The organism is Sulfitobacter sp. SBS6 (assembly GCF_048285585.1).
In the GTDB taxonomy this organism is placed as follows: domain Bacteria; phylum Pseudomonadota; class Alphaproteobacteria; order Rhodobacterales; family Rhodobacteraceae; genus Sulfitobacter; species Sulfitobacter pontiacus.
This window is the reverse complement of record NZ_JBLWBA010000005.1, coordinates 1086393-1106326: the sequence shown is the minus strand read 5'-3', so window position 1 is coordinate 1106326 and position 19934 is coordinate 1086393. Positions and strand designations below refer to the sequence as shown.

At 60.9% G+C, this 19934-nt stretch carries 23 protein-coding genes; 20 read left to right on the top strand and 3 right to left on the bottom strand.

Annotated features, from left to right (window positions below; all coding sequences use genetic code 11):
* The first annotated feature begins 80 nt into the window (after window positions 1-80).
* The 11 genes from ACNQ62_RS08705 to ACNQ62_RS08655 all read left to right on the top strand — a co-directional run bounded on the left by ACNQ62_RS08705 (window position 81) and on the right by ACNQ62_RS08655 (window position 11734).
* The gene (locus ACNQ62_RS08705) at window positions 81-575 is read left to right on the top strand and encodes a class I SAM-dependent methyltransferase (RefSeq protein ID WP_243251378.1); all 495 of its coding nucleotides are present in this window, start codon (window positions 81-83) and stop codon (window positions 573-575) included.
* Between the two features lie 165 nt (window positions 576-740).
* Window positions 741-1796 carry a C4-dicarboxylate TRAP transporter substrate-binding protein gene (locus ACNQ62_RS08700; protein WP_037943567.1) on the top strand — a complete coding sequence of 352 codons (1056 nt, stop codon included), beginning with the start codon at window positions 741-743 and terminating at the stop codon, window positions 1794-1796.
* Between the two features lie 27 nt (window positions 1797-1823).
* Entirely contained in the window at window positions 1824-2357 is a 534-nt protein-coding gene (locus ACNQ62_RS08695) for a TRAP transporter small permease (protein ID WP_418094668.1), read from the top strand.
* On the top strand, window positions 2357-3697 hold the full coding sequence (locus ACNQ62_RS08690; protein WP_005851928.1) for a TRAP transporter large permease: 1341 nt from the start codon (window positions 2357-2359) through the stop codon (window positions 3695-3697). The genes ACNQ62_RS08695 and ACNQ62_RS08690 overlap by 1 nt, the downstream gene beginning before the upstream one ends.
* On the top strand, window positions 3694-4470 hold the full coding sequence (locus ACNQ62_RS08685) for an IclR family transcriptional regulator (protein ID WP_009826240.1): 777 nt from the start codon (window positions 3694-3696) through the stop codon (window positions 4468-4470). The genes ACNQ62_RS08690 and ACNQ62_RS08685 overlap by 4 nt, the downstream gene beginning before the upstream one ends.
* A 28-nt stretch (window positions 4471-4498) precedes the next feature.
* Complete coding sequence (locus ACNQ62_RS08680; RefSeq protein ID WP_418094667.1) at window positions 4499-6595, top strand: FAD-dependent oxidoreductase; 2097 nt, start codon at window positions 4499-4501, stop codon at window positions 6593-6595.
* A 46-nt stretch (window positions 6596-6641) separates the two neighbouring features.
* Entirely contained in the window at window positions 6642-7847 is a 1206-nt protein-coding gene (locus tag ACNQ62_RS08675; RefSeq protein WP_005851934.1) for an acyl-CoA dehydrogenase family protein, read from the top strand.
* Complete coding sequence (locus tag ACNQ62_RS08670) at window positions 7844-8977, top strand: acyl-CoA dehydrogenase family protein (RefSeq protein WP_418094666.1); 1134 nt, start codon at window positions 7844-7846, stop codon at window positions 8975-8977. The genes ACNQ62_RS08675 and ACNQ62_RS08670 overlap by 4 nt, the downstream gene beginning before the upstream one ends.
* Complete coding sequence (locus ACNQ62_RS08665) at window positions 8928-9386, top strand: PaaI family thioesterase (protein ID WP_235208512.1); 459 nt, start codon at window positions 8928-8930, stop codon at window positions 9384-9386. Before ACNQ62_RS08670 ends, ACNQ62_RS08665 begins: the two co-directional genes overlap by 50 nt.
* Complete coding sequence (locus ACNQ62_RS08660; RefSeq protein ID WP_418094665.1) at window positions 9383-10156, top strand: oxepin-CoA hydrolase, alternative type; 774 nt, start codon at window positions 9383-9385, stop codon at window positions 10154-10156. The genes ACNQ62_RS08665 and ACNQ62_RS08660 overlap by 4 nt, the downstream gene beginning before the upstream one ends.
* A gap of 84 nt (window positions 10157-10240) precedes the next feature.
* Complete coding sequence (locus tag ACNQ62_RS08655) at window positions 10241-11734, top strand: class I adenylate-forming enzyme family protein (RefSeq protein ID WP_289084569.1); 1494 nt, start codon at window positions 10241-10243, stop codon at window positions 11732-11734.
* 97 nt (window positions 11735-11831) lie between these two features.
* On the opposite strand, the gene rpe is transcribed toward ACNQ62_RS08655, so the two are convergent.
* Entirely contained in the window at window positions 11832-12521 is a 690-nt protein-coding gene (gene rpe, locus ACNQ62_RS08650; protein WP_418094664.1) for a ribulose-phosphate 3-epimerase, read from the bottom strand.
* Between the two features lie 241 nt (window positions 12522-12762).
* Between rpe and ACNQ62_RS08645 the strand changes: the two genes are divergently transcribed.
* The 5 genes from ACNQ62_RS08645 to ACNQ62_RS08625 all read left to right on the top strand — a co-directional run bounded on the left by ACNQ62_RS08645 (window position 12763) and on the right by ACNQ62_RS08625 (window position 16670).
* Window positions 12763-13782, top strand: a complete 1020-nt coding sequence (locus ACNQ62_RS08645; protein WP_418094663.1) for an ABC transporter substrate-binding protein — start codon at window positions 12763-12765, stop codon at window positions 13780-13782.
* A 69-nt stretch (window positions 13783-13851) separates the two neighbouring features.
* Window positions 13852-14619, top strand: coding sequence for an ABC transporter ATP-binding protein (locus ACNQ62_RS08640; protein ID WP_009826249.1), 768 nt, complete (start codon window positions 13852-13854; stop codon window positions 14617-14619).
* On the top strand, window positions 14612-15418 hold the full coding sequence (locus ACNQ62_RS08635) for an ABC transporter permease (protein ID WP_174226599.1): 807 nt from the start codon (window positions 14612-14614) through the stop codon (window positions 15416-15418). Before ACNQ62_RS08640 ends, ACNQ62_RS08635 begins: the two co-directional genes overlap by 8 nt.
* A 67-nt stretch (window positions 15419-15485) precedes the next feature.
* Complete coding sequence (locus ACNQ62_RS08630) at window positions 15486-15701, top strand: DUF2945 domain-containing protein (RefSeq protein ID WP_278375504.1); 216 nt, start codon at window positions 15486-15488, stop codon at window positions 15699-15701.
* A gap of 3 nt (window positions 15702-15704) precedes the next feature.
* Window positions 15705-16670 carry a DNA topoisomerase IB gene (locus ACNQ62_RS08625; RefSeq protein ID WP_418094662.1) on the top strand — a complete coding sequence of 322 codons (966 nt, stop codon included), beginning with the start codon at window positions 15705-15707 and terminating at the stop codon, window positions 16668-16670.
* 7 nt (window positions 16671-16677) lie between these two features.
* Here the strand turns inward: ACNQ62_RS08625 and ACNQ62_RS08620 are convergent, their stop codons facing one another.
* On the bottom strand, window positions 16678-16995 hold the full coding sequence (locus tag ACNQ62_RS08620; protein ID WP_348000473.1) for a metalloregulator ArsR/SmtB family transcription factor: 318 nt from the start codon (window positions 16993-16995) through the stop codon (window positions 16678-16680).
* Between the two features lie 84 nt (window positions 16996-17079).
* Window positions 17080-17466: a hypothetical protein gene (locus ACNQ62_RS08615; RefSeq protein WP_064216231.1), complete on the bottom strand. Its 387-nt coding sequence runs from the start codon at window positions 17464-17466 to the stop codon at window positions 17080-17082.
* Between the two features lie 71 nt (window positions 17467-17537).
* Here ACNQ62_RS08615 and ACNQ62_RS08610 point away from each other — a divergent pair, with 71 nt between their 5' ends.
* The 4 genes from ACNQ62_RS08610 to soxY all read left to right on the top strand — a co-directional run bounded on the left by ACNQ62_RS08610 (window position 17538) and on the right by soxY (window position 19923).
* Window positions 17538-18278, top strand: a complete 741-nt coding sequence (locus ACNQ62_RS08610; protein WP_418094661.1) for a cytochrome c biogenesis CcdA family protein — start codon at window positions 17538-17540, stop codon at window positions 18276-18278.
* An 18-nt stretch (window positions 18279-18296) separates the two neighbouring features.
* Window positions 18297-18869 carry a thioredoxin family protein gene (locus ACNQ62_RS08605; RefSeq protein WP_418094660.1) on the top strand — a complete coding sequence of 191 codons (573 nt, stop codon included), beginning with the start codon at window positions 18297-18299 and terminating at the stop codon, window positions 18867-18869.
* A gap of 119 nt (window positions 18870-18988) precedes the next feature.
* On the top strand, window positions 18989-19465 hold the full coding sequence (gene soxX, locus ACNQ62_RS08600; protein ID WP_074635260.1) for a sulfur oxidation c-type cytochrome SoxX: 477 nt from the start codon (window positions 18989-18991) through the stop codon (window positions 19463-19465).
* 38 nt (window positions 19466-19503) lie between these two features.
* Window positions 19504-19923 (top strand): thiosulfate oxidation carrier protein SoxY, encoded by a 420-nt coding sequence (soxY, locus tag ACNQ62_RS08595; protein ID WP_037943596.1) that lies wholly within the window; start codon window positions 19504-19506, stop codon window positions 19921-19923.
* Window positions 19924-19934: the final 11 nt, after the last annotated feature.

Below are 19934 nucleotides of genomic sequence, written 5' to 3'. Positions count from 1 at the left end.
AAACCAAGCGTCAGCGGTACACAAAGGGGGGCGGCGTCCCCATGTTGCATCAGTACGACCCAACCCGAAGGAGAACCGCGATGAGCCGCCTGGACATTTTTATCAACCGTATGGTGTCACAGCGTGCGTGTATCGACCATGCCGCCGCCCTGACGCAGACAATGACGGGGCCGGTGTTCGAGCTGGGATTGGGCAATGGCCGTACCTTTCACCACATCCGTGAAACGATGCCCGACCGCGATATCTTTGTGTTTGAGCGCGCGGTTGCATCGAATCCCGATAGCACGCCCGAGGACCATCAACTGATCCTGGGCGATGTGCACGAAACCCTGCCTGCGGCACTGACGCGCTTTGGCGCGAATGCGGCTCTGATTCACGCGGATCTTGGCGGGCATAACCTTGCAAAAAACGATGCTTTCGCGCGTGAAATCTCGCCCTTGGTCGAACCGTTATTGGCCGTCGGGGGCATCATGGTGTCCAGTGACCGGATGTATTTCGACAATTTGATCGAAATCCCCTTACCACCTGAAGCTGTGGAGGGGCGCTGCTTCATGTACCGCCGCGAGAAGTCGTGATCTGAATTAAGTATTTGATAAGTATTGGTTAAATGGTGAGCGGCGTCGGTATTCCGGCGCCGCTTTAAGTTTCGCTTGCACGTTCCAAATCCCCTCCCTAGTGTGCGCCCGAGACATAGTGAAACGATGTTTCGCATGGTAAAACAATTCTTGGGAGGGAATTACATGTCCTTTTTGAAAAACCTATCTTTCGCTGCTGCAATGACTGTGGCGGCTTCCGTTGCCGGTGCTGAAACCGTGCTTATCCACGGCGAAGCAGGCCCGAATCGCGGTGCCCGTGCAGATGCGTTGCAGTGGTTCGCCGATCAGGTTGCAGAGCGGTCGGAAAACGATCTGCGCCTCGACATCCAGTGGGGCGGCGCGCTGTTCAAGGCGAATGCGGCTGTACAGTCCATCGGTGACGGTGTGGCGGATATGGGGTCGGTGATCGCGGTGTATTACCCGCAGGAAATGGCCGCCTATGGCATCGCTGACCTGCCCGTAAACAACCCAGACGCCTGGGTCGGTATGCGCGCCACGGACGAGCTGATGCGGTCGAACCCCGCGATTGCGGAAAACCTGGCTGAAAAGAACCTCGTGTACATCGGGACATGGACCACCAGCCAGGTGAACATCGGCTGTAAGGGGGACGCGATCCGTTCGGTTGCCGATATCGCCGGCAAGAAAGTACGCGGCACAGGGGCCTATGGTAAGGTCTTTGGTGACGAAGGCGCGAACATGGTCAACATGTCGATCTATGACGCGTACCAAGGGCTCGACACCGGTCTGATCGATTGTAGCCAAGGGTATTCCTACGCTGTTGCCGCGCTGAAGCAGGCCGAAGTCATGGACAACTACACCCTGCTGAACTGGGGCCAGGTTGGCGGCGTCGGCATCTTCATGAACAAAGACATGTTCGATGCGCTGTCCGAAGATCAGCAAGCTGTGCTGCTGGAAACCGGTGCGGATCTGTCCGATGAATTCGGCCGCATGATCACAACCGCGAACGACAACGCCATTGCCGCGATGAAAGAGCAAGGTGTCGAAGTGTTCGAACTGCCCGCGGAAGAGCGCGCCAAGCTGGTCGAAGGCGGCGAGAAGTATCTGGCCGAGTGGGTCGAGACAGCCAACCGCACCGGTCTGCCGGGCGAGCAACTGCTGGAAGACTACAAAGCGCTGATCGCCAAATACACGCAAGAGCGCGACGAGAACGGTTACCCTTGGGCAGCTGACAACAACTAAACACAAGCTTTGGGAGGAGCAGGGACCATGTTGGTACCACTTGAGAAAATCCTGTTGGGGTTGGGCGCGGCTGCGGTCATCCTTTTGGGGATCTTGATCACGTCCAACGTGGTCGCACGCGCCGTCTTCGCATCTAGCGTACCCGATAGCGTCACTTTGGTGCGGGAGCTGATGGTTGCGGCCATCCTCCTGCCCCTTGCGGCAGCGACCGCAAACCGCGCTCACGTTAGTGTGGCTTTTGTGTCCGACCGGTTCGGGCCCAAACTCCGGTCCTGGCTTATTGTGCTGGGGTCGGTCATGGGGATGATCGCCTTGGGCGGTCTGATCTATTCCGGCGGCCGCGAATTCCTGAGCGTTTGGGAAAAGGGCAGCTTTTTCTACGGTGACCTGAACCTGCCCAAATGGCCCGGACGTCTGTTGTTTGTGGTCGGTATCGCCGCCTGCTGGCTGCGTCTGGCGGAACTGGCGATCCGCGATGTGCGGATCATCCTGTCCGGGGGCATCGTCTCGGACGAAGAAAACCACACAATCGAGCTCGTTGCCGAAAAAGAGGTGCTGTAATGGATGCGTCGACCATCGGGCTGATTGCCTTTGCTGCCGTTCTGATCCTGTTGGCGCTACGTGTGCCGATTGCCTTTGCGCTGGCCAGCGTCGCGACGATTGCGACCTTCTTTATTTTTGCCTTCCGCACTGGCACTTTCATGCCCGAACGTGCCATCCGTGCCACAACGTCGATGGTGTTCTCGAACTCCTTTGACCTGATACACTCCTACGATCTATCGATGATACCGCTGTTTGTCGCCCTTGGGCACATTGCCTATCGCGCGGATATCACGACCAAGATCTACCACGCGGCCAAGGTTTGGCTGACGCGTCTGCCCGGCGGTGTTGCCATGGCAAGTGTCATGGGCTGTGGCGGATTTTCGGCCATTACCGGCAGCTCTATCGCCTGTGCCTCGACCATGGGGAAAATCTGTACGCCCGAGATGCTGCGCATGGGATATGACCCGCGTCTGGCAACAGCGTCGGTCGCGGCAGGGGGCACGCTGGGCTCGCTGATCCCGCCGTCTGTTTTGTTCATCATCTACGGTATCTTCACCGAAACCTCGATTTCGTCACTGTTCCTCGCGGGTGTTTTGCCGGGGCTGCTGACGCTGGCGGGCTTTATCCTCGTGATCGCCGTCTGGGTCTGGCGTTCGCCCGAAATCGCCCCTTCGACAGCGACACGCTACTCCGCCAAAGAACGCTTTGCGGCGGCGGCTGAAAGCTGGCCTGCGGTCATGCTGTTCGTGTTGATCATCGGCGGTATCTACGGCGGTATCTTTACGGCGACCGAAGCGGCGGCTGTCTGCGTGGTCGCGGCGACGCTGATCGGTTTTGCGCAGCGCAAGCTGACCTTGCAGGGCCTGTGGGACGCGGTGAAAGAGACGTGCATCCAGACCGCGGCGATCTTCTTTATCGCGGCAGGGGCCAAGATCTTTGTGGCCTTTATCGCCCTGACCAACGTTGCCCCGATGATTGTGAACGTCGTGGCCGAGGCAGAGCTGTCCGTCGTGGTCCTGCTGCTGGCGATTGCCGCGATCTATCTGCTGCTTGGCATGTTCCTTGATCCGATCGGCATCATGGTTCTGACCCTGCCGCTGATGATCCCGCTGGTGGAAAGCTATGACATGAACCTGATCTGGTTCGGTGTTGTGGTGATTAAGCTGCTGGAAATCGGGCTGATCACGCCGCCTGTCGGGTTGAACGTCTTTGTCATCGCCAATGTGGTGGGCAAAGAGGCTCCGATCGACAAGATCTTTGCCGGTATCACGCGCTTCCTTAGCGTTGACGTGATCGTGCTGGTGCTGATCATGTCCTTCCCGATGATCTCGCTGCTTATTCCTATGGCGGCGCGATGAGTGGGGACACCACAGACAGGAAGTTTGCCAACACTCTGGCGCGGGGGCTTGCTGTATTGCGGGCCTTTCGCGCCAGTGACAGCGGGCTGACCCACGCGCAGATTGCCGACCGGACGGGGCTGCCCAAGCCTACGGTGTCGCGGCTGACCTATACGCTGTGCGAACTCGGCTACCTCAGCCACGGCGGGCGCAATGACCGCTTTCGGCTTGGGCCGTCGGCTATCGCGCTTGGCTCTGTCGCGTCGGTGGCGGTGAACTTTCTGGATTTGGTGTCCGACGCCATGCAAGAGCTGGCCGATAAAACGGGCACGCTATTGCTGGTCGCCGTGCGCGACGACGAGAAAATGATGCTGGTGCGCACATGGCGGCCACAGAATGCTTCGACCATCTGGCTGGAGCCGGGGCACCGGATTCCCGTGTTCGGATCGTCGTCAGGCATGGCCGTCGTGGCGTCACTTGGCGAAGAGCGCTTTGAGCAGTTGACGCCCGAAGCGGATATGCGAAGGTTCCGGGCGGAGGGATATTCGCAATTGATAGAACAAGGGTTCGCCTACGCGTCGGAGGGCACACGATATGCCAGTACGATCAACGCCGTAAGTGTCCCCTATTTTGCCGAAGAGTTCGGCGAACCGGTATCGTTCACCGCCGGGGCCATGCCACATGATTTGCCCGATTCCCGTATCGTGCAAGAGGTCGGCCCCGCGTTGCGTGAACTGGTGCGCGCGCTTGAACAGCGCACCGGGCGCACCCCCGCGCTCAGCCGCCGGGATTGAAACAAGACTAGACCAAGGAATATGCTAAATGACTGACAAGATTGGATATACCCGCAAAGGCGACGTGGCCGTACTGCGGATCAAGAACCCCCCGGTCAATGCGTTGTCCCATGCTGTTCGTGAAGGTCTGGTTGCCGGTATGGCGCAGGCCGAGGCCGATGACGGCGTCAAGGCCGTGGTTATCGTCGGCGAGGGCCGCGCCTTTATCGCCGGTGCGGATATCACCGAATTCGGCAAAACGCCGCTGGAACCTTTCCTGCCCGATGTGTGCAAACGGATCGAGGATTCTTCGCTGATCGTTGTCGCCTCCATGCATGGTGTGTCCTTGGGCGGCGGGCTCGAGATCGCGCTGTCGGCGCATTACCGCGTGGCGCAGCCGTCGGCCAAAGTGGGCCTGCCCGAAGTGCATCTGGGCCTGATCCCCGGTGCCGGTGCGACCCAGCGTTTGCCGCGTCTGATCGGCGTGGACCCCTCGCTTGATCTGATCACCTCTGGCCGTCAGGTCAAAGCGGCCGAAGCCGAAAGCCTTGGCATCGTCGATCAGGTCACCGAGGGCGACCCCGAGGATGTGGGCGTCGCCTATGCCGAGAACCTGATCGCCACCAACGCACCGCGCCGCCCCGTCAGCGAGATGGCGGCACCCGCGCCGATCGACTGGGATGCCGCTTATGACGGGACGCTGAAAAAGGGGCGGGGGCAAATCTCTCCGGCGCAGGCGGTCCGCGCGGTTCAGGCCGCGGCAGAGCTGCCCTTTGACGAAGGCATGCTGGCCGAGCGCAAGATTTTCATGGAGTTGATGGAGACAGACCAGCGTCAGGGCATGATCCACGCGTTCTTCTCTGAGCGTGCGGTAGGCAACCTGCCGGAACTGAAAGGCGTCGAACCCCGCGCGCTGCAATCCATCGGCATCATCGGCGGCGGCACCATGGGCGCAGGCATCGCCACGGCTGCGCTGTTGGCAGGCTTCAACGTCGTGCTGATCGAGATGAAGGAAGACGCCGCAGAGGCCGCGCGCGGACGCATCGCGGGCAATCTTTCCGGCGCGCTTAAGCGTGGCAAGATCACGCAGATGAAATACGACGCGATGACCAACACAGCACTTGAGGTGTCGATCAACTATGACAGCCTCGCCTCGGTCGATCTGGTGATCGAAGCGGTGTTCGAGGACATGGGTGTCAAGAAAGAGGTGTTCGGCAAGCTTGATGCCGTGTGCAAACCCGGTGCTATTCTGGCGTCCAACACATCCTATCTGGATGTGGACGAGATCGCGGCCAGCACCTCGCGCCCTGCGGATGTGATCGGGCTGCACTTCTTCTCGCCCGCGCATATCATGAAGCTGCTCGAAGTGGTCGTCGCCGAAAAGACCGCCCCCGATGTGGTCGCCACGGGCTTTGCTCTTGGCAAGGCGCTGAACAAGATTTCTGTGCGCGCCGGTGTCTGCGACGGGTTTATCGGCAACCGTATTCTGGCAACTTACCGCACCGCTGCCGATCACATGGTGCTTGATGGTGCATCGCCGTTCCAGATCGATAAGGCGCTGGTGGATTTCGGTTTTGCCATGGGCCCCTTTGCCGTGGGCGATCTGGCCGGACTCGATATCGGCTGGGCCACACGCAAGCGCAAGGCGGCGACGCGCCACCCTGCCGAACGCGTGCCGACATACCCCGACAAGATCTGCGAAGCCGGTAACTTTGGTCAGAAGACCGGCAAAGGCTACTATATCTATGAGGCCGGATCGCGCGGCGGCGTGCCGAACCCCGAAGTGTCCGAGCTGATCGCCGCCGAACGCGCCGAGCGTGGCATCACCCCGCGTGACTTTACCGACGCAGAGATCGTCCGCCGCTATATGGCCGCGATGGTCAACGAGGCGGCAAAGGTCGTGGGCGAGGGTATCGCGAAGCGGCCCTTGGACGTGGATATGGTTCTGCTCTTTGGCTACGGCTTCCCGCGCTACTGGGGTGGCCCGATGAAATGGGCCGACCTGCAGGGGCTGCCTGCACTGCTGGCCGACATCGAAAGCTACGCCAAGGAAGACGCCTGGTTCTGGGAACCCGCGCCGCTGCTGAAACAGCTGGTGGCCGAAGGGCGCAACTTTGACGACCTGAACAAACAAGCCGCTAAGTAAATGAACAAGGGCGCAATGCCCGACAGTATAAACCGGAGGAAGACAAATGGATCTGAGCTATAGCGACGAAGAAAAGGCTTTCCGCGCCGAAGTGCGGGCCTTTCTTGAGGAAAAGCTCCCCAAGGAAATGAGCGACAAAATCCGCAAGGGTGAAGAGCTGGGTAAAGACGGTCAGGAACAGTGGCATGCTATCCTGAACGCCCAAGGCTGGCTGGCCCCGAACTGGCCCAAGAAATTTGGCGGTGCGGAATGGAACGCGGTGCAGCGTCACATTTTCGAAGAAGAAGCTGCTGCCGCCTATGCGCCACGCATTGTGCCTTTTGGCCTGTCGATGCTCGCGCCCGTGCTGCAAAAATTCGGCTCGCAAGAGCAGAACGACTACTGGCTGCCCCGCATCCTGTCGGGCGAAGACTGGTGGTGTCAGGGCTATTCCGAGCCGGGTGCCGGTTCCGACCTTGCCTCGCTCAAGACCGAAGCGGTTCTGAACGACGAAGGCACGCACTACATCGTCAACGGCCAGAAGACCTGGACCACGCTGGGTCAGCACGCGAACATGATCTTCTGCCTTGTGCGCACCGACAAGACGGTGAAGCAGCAAGAGGGTATTTCCTTTCTGCTGATCGACATGGACACCCCCGGCGTCGAAGTGCGCCCGATCATCCTGCTCGACGGCACCCACGAGGTGAACGAGGTCTGGTTCTCGGATGTGAAAGTGCCGGTCGAAAACCTTGTCGGCAAAGAGAACGAAGGCTGGACCTACGCCAAGTACCTGCTGACCCACGAACGCACCAACATCGCGGGCGTCGGGTTCTCGCAAGCGGGTCTGACTGCGGTCAAACGTATCGCCAAGGCTGAGATGTCCGGCGGCAAGCCGTTGATGCAGAACCCGCATTTCGCGGCACGTGTGGCACAGGTTGAAATCGACCTGATGGCGATGAGCACCACAAACCTGCGCATCGTCTCCAAGGCGGCCGCGGGTGCGGCACCGGGTGTTGAATCGTCCATGCTGAAGGTCAAAGGCACGATTATCCGTCAGGAGATCAACGACCTCGCACGTCGTGCGGCGGGTGCCTATGCGATGCCATTCGCATCCGAAGCGATCGAAGGGTCGAACCTGGCCCTGCCTGATCCGTTGAATGCCGGCCCCGTCGCCGCGCAATATTTCAACAACCGTAAACTGTCGATCTTTGGCGGCTCGAACGAAATCCAGCGCCAGATCATTGCCAAAACAACGATGGGAGGTGGAGCATGAACTTCGACCTGACAGAAGAACGCCAAATGCTGCAAGACAGTCTGCGCCGTTTCCTGCGCGACAAATACGATACAGCAGCCCGCAACAAGATCCTTGAAAGCGACACCGGCTTTTCCGCCGATATCTGGAACGGTCTGGCCGAACTGGGCGTCATCGGCGCGCTGTTCACCGAAGATCAGGGCGGCTTTGGCGGTGCCGGATTCGACATCGCCGTCGTGTTCGAGGAACTGGGCCGCGCTGGCGTGGTCGAACCCTTCCTTGATACCGCCATTCTGGGCGGCGGTCTGATTGCCGACCTGGGCAATGAAGAACAGCAGGCTCACGTCGAAGAGCTGATCGGTGGCGCGTTGCAGGTGGCTTTTGCCCACGGCGAACCCACCAGCCGCTATGACCTGAACCAGTTGACTTCTACAGCCAAGGTCGATGGCGACAACGTGGTGCTGAACGGCCGCAAGGCCGTTGTGGTCAACGCTGAAAACGCCGACATGCTGATCGTTTCTGCCCGCGAAAGCGGTGAGGCAGGCGACGAAAACGGGATCTCGCTGTTCCTCGTGCCGGCAGACACCAAGGGCATCACGCTGCAAGGCTATGCGCTGCTGGCCGGTGGCCGTGCCGCCGAAGTCACGCTGGATGATGTGTCCGTCCCTGCCTCTGCCCGTCTGGGTGAAGCGGGCAAGGCGTTCAAGGCGATCGAGGCGCGCGTCGCTGCGGCCAATGTCGCGATCTGTGCGGAAACACTTGGTGCGATGGAAACGGCAACCCGCCTGACCCGCGAATACCTGATGACCCGCAAGCAGTTCGGCAAGCCCATCGGCACGTTCCAGGCGCTTGCGCACCGCATGTCCGACCTGTTGATCGAGATGGAGCAGGCGCGCTCTGCCGTGATCGTAGCCGCGGGCAACCTCGAAGCGGAGTATAAAGCGCGCGAGACGCATATCTCTGCCGCCAAGAACCTGCTGGGTCGCGCGGGCCGTCTGGTTGCCGAAGACAGCATCCAGATGCACGGCGGTATCGCCATGACGCAAGAATACGAACTGGCCCATATCGCCAAGCGTATCATCATGGCAGACCACCGCTTTGGTGACACAGACCACCATCTGGAGCGTTTCATTGCCCTTGCAGCAGCCTGACGAAAGCCAGCTGATCCGGGACGAGACCGGCACCCAAACCCTGGTCGGATATGTCGTCGACATATCCGATCCGGCCCACGGGCGCTGCTTTCTTGATCTGGGTCCGCAACACTTCAACCGCCATGGGGTTCTTCATGGCGGTATTGCCGCCACATTGCTGGATAACGCCTGTGGCATGACCGGATCGCTGAGCGTGGATCCCACCGGCCAGCACCCGTTCCTCACGATCTCGTTGACGACGCAGTTTCTGGCCGCGGGGCAGCCCGGGCGCGTGACCGCGACCGGCACCATCAAGGGCGGTGGCCGCAGCCTGCTGTATATCGATGCTGAACTCGTCCACGAAGACGGCACGGTCATTGCGACATCCACCGGCGTGTTCAAGCGCGTCCCACAGGAGAAACTGAAATGAGCGCTCGGATCGAAGACAAGGGTGACCGGATCGTCATCTGGAACGGAAACGCGCATAAGCGGGGGGCCCTGTCGCCCGAGCTTTACGCCTGCATCGGCCAAGCGATTGAAATGGCCGCCGAGCCGCGTATCCGTGCCGTGATCCTCACCTCCGAAGGGGATTTCTTTTGCGCGGGCGGCGATCTGAATGTCCTGATCGCCCGTCGCGAAATGCCCAAAGATGAACGTCGGGGCAAGATTAACGAATTGCACAGCCTGATCCGCGCGATCCGGTCCTGTCCGGTGCCGGTGATCGCCGCCGTCGAAGGCGGTGCCGCGGGCGCGGGGCTGTCTTTCGCGCTGGCCTGCGATCTGATCGTTGCCGCCGCCGGTGCCAAGTTCACCGCCGCTTACGTCAAGGCGGGGCTGGTGCCTGATGGCGGGCTGACCGCCTCGCTCGCGCGTGCGCTGCCGCGGCAGCTCGCGATGGAGATGTGCTTGCTGGCGCAGCCCGTCACCGTCGAACGCATGCATGATCTGGGCGTGGTAAATGCCGTCACCGACAAGGGCGGCGCGTTCGAGGCCGCAATGGCGCTTGCCGACCGCTTGGCCGCAGGCCCCCGCGAAGCCCAAGGGGTGATCCGCGGGCTGGTCGCACAGGGCTATGACGTGTCCGAGGCCGACCAGCTTGAAGCGGAATGTGACGCCATGGCCCATGCCACCGGCGCAGATGAAGCCGCCGAAGGCATCGCCGCTTTCCTCGAGAAGCGCACACCGAATTACGGCGGCTGACCCTCGGCCACCGATCTATTGACCCAACCCGCAGCCAGACGCGCTGACCGGGTTCTGAAAGACTGCGGGGAGGCAGAGAATATAATGGTACGTGTAGAGCAATTTCTGGCGGATCAAGTGGCCGCACGCGGGGACGCGCCCGCGCTGAGCGACAGCACAGGGGTACGCTGGACGTACAAGATGTTCGACAAGGCAAGCGACGACATCGCGCAGGCGCTCAAGGATGCCGGTGTGCAGCCCAACGACCGCGTGCTGATGCTGTCGGAAAACTGTGCCGCCGCCGTGGCCACTGTGTTTGGCACGTGGAAAGCCGGCGCCGTCATCATCCCCGTCAATGCACGCCAAAGCGCGGGCGAAATCCAGCGGATCATTGACCACGCGGCACCTGCTGCTGTGCTGATGACCTGCCACGCCTCACCGGATGCGACAGCCCATGCGGAACGGCTGGGTGCCGCAGAGATCACCGGTGCCTTCGGCGCGATGCATCTGGCCACGCCGATCGCCAGCAACCCCGATGGGGATCTGAGCGATGTGGCGGTGCTGCTGTATACCACCGGCACAACGGGCGACCCCAAGGGCGTCATGCTGACCCATGCCAACGTGCGCTTTGGCGGCAACGCCTCGGCGACGCTGCGGGGGATCAATGCGGGCGATGTGGTCTATGGCGTGTTGCCCCTGACCCATGTTTTCGGGCTGTGTTCTGTCATGACCGCCTCCTGCTGCGCCGGTGCCGAAATCCGGCTGGAGGCGCGTTTCTCGGCTGAAAAGCTCTATACCGCGCTGACCACGGGGGTGAACTTCCTGTCGGCCGTGCCGCAGATGCACGCGCTGCTGATGCAATACACGAAAGAGCAGGGGCTGACGCAGCTCAACTCCGAAACGCTGCGCTATGTATCTTCGGGGGCGGCGCCGCTGGACCCCACGTGGAAGCGCAAGGCCGAAGCCTTTTACGGCGTCGCGATCCAGAACGGCTATGGCATGACGGAATCCACCGCCGGTATCTCGGCCACCAGCAACCCGCTGGGATCGCCCGATATCTCGGTCGGTCCGTCCTTGCCCGGTGTCGAGACCAAGATTGATGATACCGTCGAAGGCGGCAGCAATGGCAAGGGCGAGGTCCTGACCCGTGGGGCCCACGTCATGAAGGGCTACTACAAGAACCCCGAGGAAACCGCCAAAGTCCTCGGCCAGGATGGCTGGCTGCGCACCGGCGATCTGGGGACGTTCGACGAACACGGTCATCTGCATATTCTGGGCCGCTCGAAAGAGCTGATCATCCACGGCGGATTCAATGTCTACCCGCCCGAGGTAGAGGCCGCGATCAACGATCACCCGCAAGTCATTCAGGCCGCCGTGGTGGGCCGGTCCACCGGCAATGACGAAGAGGTGCTGGCCTTCGTCCAGATCGCCGAGGGCGATACGCTGGACCCGCAAGACCTGAAGGCCTTCGTCAAGGAACGGCTGACTGGCTATAAGCGCCCCAGCCAGTTTATTATCGGAACGGCCCTGCCTGCGGCCCCCACGGGCAAGATCCTCAAGCACAAGCTGATCGAGACATTCAAGGATCAGCTGGCCTGATTGGATCCTGATTGCTCCCTGTGCGGAGTTAACGAAAAGGCCGGTCCCCCGTGGTGGGGGCCGGCCTTTTCCTTTGTCGCTGGTGTGCGGCTGGCGCTTAGACGTAGACGCCTTCGGCAGCGGCGCGGATAGCGCGGATGTTTTCGCCGTAGGTGGCGGGGTTGCTGACCGACCCGCCACGGAACACCGCGGAGCCTGCGACCAGCACATCCGCCCCCGCCTGCGCCACGCTGGAAGCGGTGTTGACGTCCACACCGCCGTCGATTTCGATATGCACCGGGCGGTCGCCGATCATCGCGCGCAGGGTGCGGATCTTGTCGCTCATGTCGATGAACTTCTGCCCGCCGAAACCGGGGTTCACGGTCATCACACAGACCAGATCGGCAACGTCCAGCAGATGCTCTACCGCTGCGGCAGGCGTGCCGGGGTTCAGCGCGACACCGGCCTTGGCACCGGCACCGCGGATCGCTTGCAGCGTGCGGTGGATATGGGGGCCTGCTTCGACATGGGCCGTGATCACATCGGCACCGGCTTTGGCGAAGGCATCAATGTAGGGATCCACGGGTGCGATCATCAGATGCACGTCCATCACGCCCTTGATATGGGGGCGGATCGCGGCGCAGGTGGTCGGGCCAAAGCTGATATTCGGTACGAAATGCCCGTCCATTACATCGACATGTACCCAGTCCGCACCCTGTGCTTCGATGGCTTCGCACTCTGCCCCGAAATTGGCAAAGTCGGCAGCAAGGATGGAGGGGGCGATTTTGATCGAACGGTCGAAGGTCATGGGATCGGGCCTTTTGTGCAAGGGAGGGGGCTGATGCAGCGGTGACGCCCATATAGGCAATGTCGCGCGCGCTGGCAATCTGGGGAGCCTTCGGCGAGGATTTAAGGCCATTTGGAAGCGGGCGAGGCTTGGTGCCACAGGCCGTGACGCTTCGTTCGTGAGGGTGGTTTTCGGGGGGCGTGCGCTTGACACTACGTCATGCCACGACCCATTGTGCGCGCAAATTCAAGGGGAGGATATCATGACCACATTCAACCGCCGCCAGACATTGGCGACCATGGGGGCCGCTGCCGCGGTCGGGCTTGCTGCACCGGCTGTTGCGCAGGGCAAAAAGATCACTCTGGGCGCGCTGCGTTTCACCAGCCACTCCGGTACATTCGTGGCCTATCAGCGCGAGTATTTCAAGCAGGCCGGTCTGGATGTCGAGCTCAAGTTCTTTCAGGCCGCCCAACCGATGGCCGTGGCGATTGCCAGCGGGGATGTCGACTATGCCGTGACCGCGATCTCGGGCGGGCTGGTGTCGCTGGCGGATAAGGGTGCGATCAAGGTGATCGGCGGTGCCTTGTCTGAAGAGAAGGGCATTGACGGGCAGAAGTTTCTGGCCTCGGACGCGGCCTATCAGGCGGGTGTGACCGCGCCTGCGATGCTGGACGGGAAGAGCTTTGGCATGACCACGGCGGGATCGTCGTTCCATTATATGGGGTCAAAGATGGCGCAGGCCGAGGGGATCGATCTGTCGTTCAAGCCGTTGCAGAAGGTGGGTGCCATCATCGGCGCGCTGAAGACCGGCCAGATTGATGCCTGGTCCATCGTGCCCCATATCGCCAAGCCACTGGCGGGCTCGGGTGCCGTGCATATTATCGGGAACGTGTCCGATTATCTGCCCGACTATCAGGTCACCACGGTCTTTACCTCGACCAAGAACGCGACCGACGAAAAGCAGCAGACGCAGGATTACCTTGCGGCCTACGCCAAGGGGGCGGCTGACTACAACGCGGCGATGATCGAACAGACCGCCGGTGCGGAAGGCGTGGCCGAGATGGTCAAGCTGATCCACAACTACGTCTACACCGACAAAACGCTCGAGGCCGCGACGCCGGGGATTGTCAACGGGACCATGCGTCTGAACAAGGGGGCCGCGTTGAACGTCGCCTCTGTGCGTGACCAGCTGAGCTGGTTCCAGTCCGAGGGGCTGGTGAATGCGGATATCACGCTTGAGACGTTGATCGACACGTCTTTCGTCGACACCATCGGCGCCTGATCGCGCCATCTATACCAACGACAGGTCGGGCAGGCTTTGCCCGGCCTTTGATATTTCAGGACGTTTCTCATGGATCTTAGGTTAGCGGGGGTCAGCCACACTTATGGCGAGACCGAAGTGCTGCGCGATATCAACCTTGATATCCCGTCAGGGCAGATTGTCTGCATCGTCGGGCCTTCGGGCTGTGGCAAGTCGACCCTGCTGCGGATGCTGGGCGGGCTGGAGCAGCCGACTTCGGGCGAGGTGCTGCAACTGGGCACGCCCCCAGCCGGCTGTCTGAACCCGCTCACCTACGTATTTCAGGATTTCGCCTTGCTGCCCTGGCGCAGCGTGCGCGGCAATGTGGCGCTGGTGCTGGAGGATCACGGTCTGGACGCCGCCGCGCGGGCGCGGATCATCGACGACGTGCTGGCCCGTACCAAGCTGACCGAATTTGCCGATGCCCTGCCCAAACAACTTTCTGGCGGGATGAAACAGCGGGTCGCCATTGCACGCGCCTTGGCGGTGAACCCTGCGGTGATGTTGATGGACGAACCGCTGAGCGCGCTGGACAGCCAGACGCGCGAGCTGTTAATGGACGATCTGATCAGCCTGTGGACCCGCCAGCCCTTTACCGCCGTCTATGTCACCCACAATCTGGCAGAGGCCGTGCGGCTGGGCCACAGAATCGTGGTGCTATCTCGCCGCCCCGGGCAGATCCGCGAGGTGGTTGAACTGACGACACCGTTGGCAGAGCGTGCCTATGGCGATGCCGCCCTCGAGGCGCAACAACAACATTTGTGGGGGCTGATGCGCGAAGAAGCCGCCGCCGCCGATGCGGAGTTGATCCATGTCTGATGCAGCACATACAAACAGCCGCCCCGTCGCCTTTCGTGGCGGCGGTTTCGCCCCCAAGCAACGACGGGGCATGGGGGTCTTGGTCTTTGTCCTGCTGATCCTGCTGGCCGAATGGGGCACGCGCAGCGGCTTTATCTCTAACCTGACATTGCCGCGCCCCTCGGATGTGGCGATGACCTTTGTCGAGCTGTGGCAATCGGGGATGCTGTTCAAACATTTGGCCCCCTCGCTCAGCCGCTTGGCTGTTGGGGCGACGCTCGGGGCTTTGGTTGGTGTCGGCGTCGGGGTGATGATCGGGCTGTTCAGCTATGTGCGCGCCGGGCTGGTGCCCCTGGTTGCGGCGCTGTTCCCGATCCCCAAGATTGCGCTTTTGCCGTTGTTTGTGATCTGGTTCGGCATTGACGAGGGCAGTAAATACGCGCTGATCGCCTTTGGGACATTCACGCCGACGGTCGTGGCGACCTATGCTGCGGTGGACAATGTGGACCGCGGATTGATCCGTATGGGGCAGAGCTTTGGTCTGTCGTGGTGGTCGATTGTGCGCAAGATCGTACTGCCGGGGGCGATGCCGGGCATCCTGTCGGGGCTACGCATCTCTTTGGCGATTGCGATCATCCTGTTGGTGGCAGCTGAAATGCTGGGCGCGGAATATGGCATCGGGGCTTATATCCTTGAGGCCGGCAGTCTTTATGATCTTGAACGTCTGTTTGCGGGTGTCGTGATCCTGTCGGTGCTTGGGGTTTGCGTGAGCGCCGTGATTGCCGCCATCGAAACCCGCGTGCTGCGCTGGCGGGTCTGACCGGAGGGAACCCGTTTCGGGCATAGATCGTTATCCTTTCACACCAAACAGTGCAGAGGGGACGACGATGTCAGGCATATCCAAGGGCACCAAGGTCAAATGGGAATGGGGGCAGGGCACTGCCAGTGGCAAGGTGACAGAACGCTTTACCAAAAGTGTGACCCGTACGTTGAAGGGCTCCGAGGTCACGCGCAACGGGTCCGATGATGATCCGGCGCTGTTGATCGAGCAAGACGACGGGGATGAGGTGCTCAAGCTGTTGTCGGAAGTCGAGGCCGCCTGACATATGGGCGGCGCGGGGCTTACCTATTATGGCGATGACCGCCCCGGTATTTCGCGTCAGCGGCGCGGGCGCGGGTTTACCTATAAGGCACCGGACGGCACTACCATCGCCCGCGGAAAAGAGCGCGCGCGGCTGGAAGCGATGGCGGTGCCGCCTGCTTATGAAGACGTGTGGATGACGCCTTTGGTGAACGGGCATTTGCTGGCCACGGGGCGCGACACCCGCAATCGCAAACAATATCGCTATCACGAAAAATGGTCAGAGGCGCAGGCAGAGACGAAATTCGCAAGCTTGGTGGATTTTGCGCATGCTTTGCCGCGCCTGCGCCGCTTTGTCGCCCGCGATCTGGATCAGCAGGCAGGCGAGCGCAGCTTTGCCTTGGCCAGCGCCGTCACGCTGATCGACCGCGCGTCGCTGCGGGTGGGGAATCCGGACTACACGCGCGAGAATGGCAGCTATGGCACGCTGACCCTGCGGTCGAAACATGTCAAACTCGACGGGAATGTAATCCGGCTGCGCTATACGGCCAAGGGGGGCAAGAAGGTGCGGCGGCAGATCAATGACCGGACGCTGGCGAAAACGCTGGAGAAAATTAACGACCTGCCGGGGGCGGAGCTGCTGACATGGGCCGATGCGCAGGGCGAGGTGCATCAGTTGAACTCAGCCGGACTGAACGCCTATATCGCCGAAGCATCGGGGTGCGACGACTTTACCGCCAAGACCTTTCGCACATGGGCGGGCACCGTTGCCGCCTTCGAGGCCGCCGAGAAGGGGCGGGCCACCATCAAGCAATTGGCCGAAGCCGCTGCCGCACAGTTGAGCAATACGCCGACCGTGGCGCGCAACAGCTATATCCATCCGGCGGTGATTGATCTGGCGGGCGAAGCGCCGCCCGAGATCAAGGTCGGGCGCAAGACCGGGCTATTCGCCTCGGAAGCGCGGCTGCTGACGTATCTGGAGCAGGTCTGAGCCGCGTTTACCCGTCGCTGTCCGGTGTGCAGAACATATCATAGACGACTTCCATGATCTTTTGCGGACGGTCATCGGCCAGCCTGTAATAGATCGTCTTGCCGTCGCGGCGTGGCGTTACCAAGCCTTCAAGCCGCAAGCGTGACAGCTGTTGGGATACCGCCGCCTGACGGGCGGACAGTAGCTCTTCCAGCTCGGTGACGGATTTTTCGCCTGCAGAGAGGTGACACAGGATCATCAACCGCCCCTCGTGGCTGATCGCCTTGAGGAAGTTAGAGGCACGTGCGGCGTTTTCGGCCATACGGTCCCGATCGGCTTGGCTCATTTCTGTGTCGGAACCGGGGTTACCCACTGGTTAACATCCTTGGCTGAATAAAAGGGGATTGGCGTGCGCATATCGCAGGGGGCGCTAGCTTTTGGCGGGGTCTGGCATCAATTGGGCGTCGGATAGCATTTTTTCCAGCACGCCCCAAAAGAAATCTTCGCCCGGGTAGCCTTCGATGCGCGACACCTCATGGCCGTCGACCATCAACACGAACGTCGGCGTGTAATGCAGGCTGCGGGCAAAATGCAGATCGGCGGGTTTGTCATCGTTGATATCAACGCGGCGCAATGGGGCTGCCTTGCCCGCTTGGGTCTTGGGATAGATCGGGGCGATCTGGTCATCCCAACGGGCACACCACACGCAGCCCTGTTCCTCGACCATGATCAGCGCGGTCTGGGCCGCTGCGATCACAGGGGAAACCGCAAGGCCTGCGGCCACTGAGAGAGACAAGAAAGCAGTGCGCAACCGCATAGGGAATTCACCTGTTGATTTCAAAATACTTAATGTGAATATGTGAATGGCACAAGATAAAGGCAACCTGCATGCTTGAAATCACCTTTCTGGGCGCGGCATTTGCCGGGCTTTTGTCCTTTTTGTCGCCCTGCATCCTGCCGATCGTGCCCTTTTATCTGAGCTATCTGGCGGGCGTCGGCATGAACCAGATCACGGCAGACGGGCCGGTGGATGCCGCCGTGCGCCGGCTCGCGGTGATTGCGGCGCTGTTCTTTGCGGCGGGGGTGATCACGATCTTTGTCGGGCTGGGGGCGGTGGCCACGACCTTTGGCCAGATCGTGCGGGACTATTTTGATATTTTGCGATGGGTCGCTGCGGCTGTTATCATTGCGATGGGCCTGCATTTTCTGGGCGTGATCCGTATCGGGTTTCTATATCGCCAGTTTCGTGCGGATGCGGGGAACACGACCGCGACCAGTTTTCTGGGGGCCTATGTGATCGGGCTGGCCTTTGCCTTTGGCTGGACCCCTTGCGTCGGGCCTGTGCTTGCGGCCATCCTGTTCACCGCCGCGGGGGCCGAGACGGCGGGCTCGGGCGCGCTGTTGCTGCTGACCTACGGCGTGGGCATGACCGCGCCTTTCGTACTGGCGGCGCTGTTCATCGGGCCGTTCATGCGCTGGATGGCGGGGTTCCGGCAACATCTGGGCACGGTAGAAAAGGCGATGGGGGTTCTGCTGATTGTCTTTGGCCTGCTGATCGCCACCAACTCGATCAACTATATTGCGCAGTGGATGCTTGAAACCTTCCCTGTTTTCAGCGCCATTGGCTAACAACCGGAGGGACTTTTGATGAAGATGATCCGAAACGCTTTGGCCGCGCTGGCGGCTGTCGCTTATATGGTGACTGCGGGCAGTGCCGCGACCCTGGGGGATGACGGTTTGCACAAGACCGCCTGGATGCGCGAGACCTTCAAAGATCTGCGCGACGATCTGGCCGAGGCGACGGACGAGGGCAAGCGGCTGATGGTTATCATCGAACAGCGCGGCTGCATCTACTGCAACAAGATGCACGAAGAGGTTTTCCCCCTGCCCAAAATCGATGCCTACCTGCGCGAGAACTTCTTTGTCGTGCAGATCAACATGTTCGGCGATGTCGAGGTCACCGACTTTGACGGAGAGACATTGCCCGAGAAGGAGATGGTACGCAAATGGCGTCAGATGTTCACGCCGACGCTGATGTATTTCCCCCAGACCGTAGAGGAAGGGCAGACGGCCGTTGAAGCGGCAGTCGCGACGGTGCCCGGTGCCTTTGGTCCGGCGACGACCTTTCACATGATGAACTGGGTCGTCGACAAGGGATATGAGGGGGACGAGACGTTCCAGAAATATCACGCGCGTATGCTCATTGAAGAGCAGGAATAACGGCGGTAGGATCCGCTAAATGCTGTGCTGCTATAAGAAATTCAATAAATTGAATTTATAGTTGCGTCATTTTGGCGCGGGCAGTAGGGTTTTCAAAATGAATGTCTGTGGGAGGACGCATGAAAGTTTCCGTATTTGCCCTGGTGGCCTCTGTCGGCTTTGCCGCGGCGGCGCATGCGGCCGACGTGGCCCCCGGTGACGTGGTCTATGATGAGTATGGCGCGGTTGAACAATCGCTGACCGGCACTCCCGGTAACCCCGAAGAGGGGGCCAAGATCGTGGGCAGCAAAAAGCTTGGCAACTGCATCGCCTGCCATCAGGTCAGCGCTTTGCCCGATATCCCGTTCCAGGGCGAAATCGGCCCGATGCTGGATGGCGCGGGGGACCGCTGGACCGAGGCTGAATTGCGCGGGATTGTCGCCAACGCGAAGATGCTGTTCGAGGGAACGATGATGCCTGCGTTCTACAAGGACAGCGGATATATCCGTCCGGGCAAGGGCTATACCGGCAAGGCGGCTGATGACACGCTGGGGCCTATTCTGGCCGCCCAGCAGATCGAGGATGTCGTGGCCTATCTTGCCACGTTGAAAGACTAAGAACCCCACCCAGCGGGATCTGATCAGGAGTGATGATAATGGAATTTACACGACGTAGTGCGATTGCGATGGGGGCAGGTGCCTTTGCCGCACTGTCCCTGCCCAAGCTGGCCGTGGCCGCCGCCGGGGATGACGCGATTGCTGCCTTCACCGGCGGTGCAGAGATGGCTGATACCGGCGTGACCCTGACCGCCCCCGAGATTGCGGAGAACGGCAATACCGTCCCGATCGAGGTCGACGCCCCCGGTGCCACTGAAATCATGGTGCTGGCGCTTGGCAACCCCACGCCGCCTGTGGCGAACTTCAAGTTCGGCCCGCTGGCAGCAACGCAGCATGCCTCCACCCGCATCCGCTTGGCGGGCACGCAGGATGTGGTGGCGATCGCCAAGCTGGCCGACGGCTCTTTCGCCAAGGCGACCAGCACAATCAAAGTAACAATCGGCGGCTGCGGCGGCTAAGGCGAGAGGAA

Coding starts and splice junctions, on each gene's coding strand:
- ACNQ62_RS08705 (WP_243251378.1), top strand. CDS start 81: ATGAGCCGCCTGGACATTTTTATCAACCGTATGGTGTCACAGCGTGCG.
- ACNQ62_RS08700 (WP_037943567.1), top strand. CDS start 741: ATGTCCTTTTTGAAAAACCTATCTTTCGCTGCTGCAATGACTGTGGCG.
- ACNQ62_RS08695 (WP_418094668.1), top strand. CDS start 1,824: ATGTTGGTACCACTTGAGAAAATCCTGTTGGGGTTGGGCGCGGCTGCG.
- ACNQ62_RS08690 (WP_005851928.1), top strand. CDS start 2,357: ATGGATGCGTCGACCATCGGGCTGATTGCCTTTGCTGCCGTTCTGATC.
- ACNQ62_RS08685 (WP_009826240.1), top strand. CDS start 3,694: ATGAGTGGGGACACCACAGACAGGAAGTTTGCCAACACTCTGGCGCGG.
- ACNQ62_RS08680 (WP_418094667.1), top strand. CDS start 4,499: ATGACTGACAAGATTGGATATACCCGCAAAGGCGACGTGGCCGTACTG.
- ACNQ62_RS08675 (WP_005851934.1), top strand. CDS start 6,642: ATGGATCTGAGCTATAGCGACGAAGAAAAGGCTTTCCGCGCCGAAGTG.
- ACNQ62_RS08670 (WP_418094666.1), top strand. CDS start 7,844: ATGAACTTCGACCTGACAGAAGAACGCCAAATGCTGCAAGACAGTCTG.
- ACNQ62_RS08660 (WP_418094665.1), top strand. CDS start 9,383: ATGAGCGCTCGGATCGAAGACAAGGGTGACCGGATCGTCATCTGGAAC.
- ACNQ62_RS08655 (WP_289084569.1), top strand. CDS start 10,241: ATGGTACGTGTAGAGCAATTTCTGGCGGATCAAGTGGCCGCACGCGGG.
- rpe (WP_418094664.1), bottom strand. CDS start 12,521: ATGACCTTCGACCGTTCGATCAAAATCGCCCCCTCCATCCTTGCTGCC.
- ACNQ62_RS08645 (WP_418094663.1), top strand. CDS start 12,763: ATGACCACATTCAACCGCCGCCAGACATTGGCGACCATGGGGGCCGCT.
- ACNQ62_RS08640 (WP_009826249.1), top strand. CDS start 13,852: ATGGATCTTAGGTTAGCGGGGGTCAGCCACACTTATGGCGAGACCGAA.
- ACNQ62_RS08635 (WP_174226599.1), top strand. CDS start 14,612: ATGTCTGATGCAGCACATACAAACAGCCGCCCCGTCGCCTTTCGTGGC.
- ACNQ62_RS08630 (WP_278375504.1), top strand. CDS start 15,486: ATGTCAGGCATATCCAAGGGCACCAAGGTCAAATGGGAATGGGGGCAG.
- ACNQ62_RS08625 (WP_418094662.1), top strand. CDS start 15,705: ATGGGCGGCGCGGGGCTTACCTATTATGGCGATGACCGCCCCGGTATT.
- ACNQ62_RS08620 (WP_348000473.1), bottom strand. CDS start 16,995: ATGAGCCAAGCCGATCGGGACCGTATGGCCGAAAACGCCGCACGTGCC.
- ACNQ62_RS08615 (WP_064216231.1), bottom strand. CDS start 17,466: ATGCGGTTGCGCACTGCTTTCTTGTCTCTCTCAGTGGCCGCAGGCCTT.
- ACNQ62_RS08610 (WP_418094661.1), top strand. CDS start 17,538: ATGCTTGAAATCACCTTTCTGGGCGCGGCATTTGCCGGGCTTTTGTCC.
- ACNQ62_RS08605 (WP_418094660.1), top strand. CDS start 18,297: ATGAAGATGATCCGAAACGCTTTGGCCGCGCTGGCGGCTGTCGCTTAT.
- soxX (WP_074635260.1), top strand. CDS start 18,989: ATGAAAGTTTCCGTATTTGCCCTGGTGGCCTCTGTCGGCTTTGCCGCG.
- soxY (WP_037943596.1), top strand. CDS start 19,504: ATGGAATTTACACGACGTAGTGCGATTGCGATGGGGGCAGGTGCCTTT.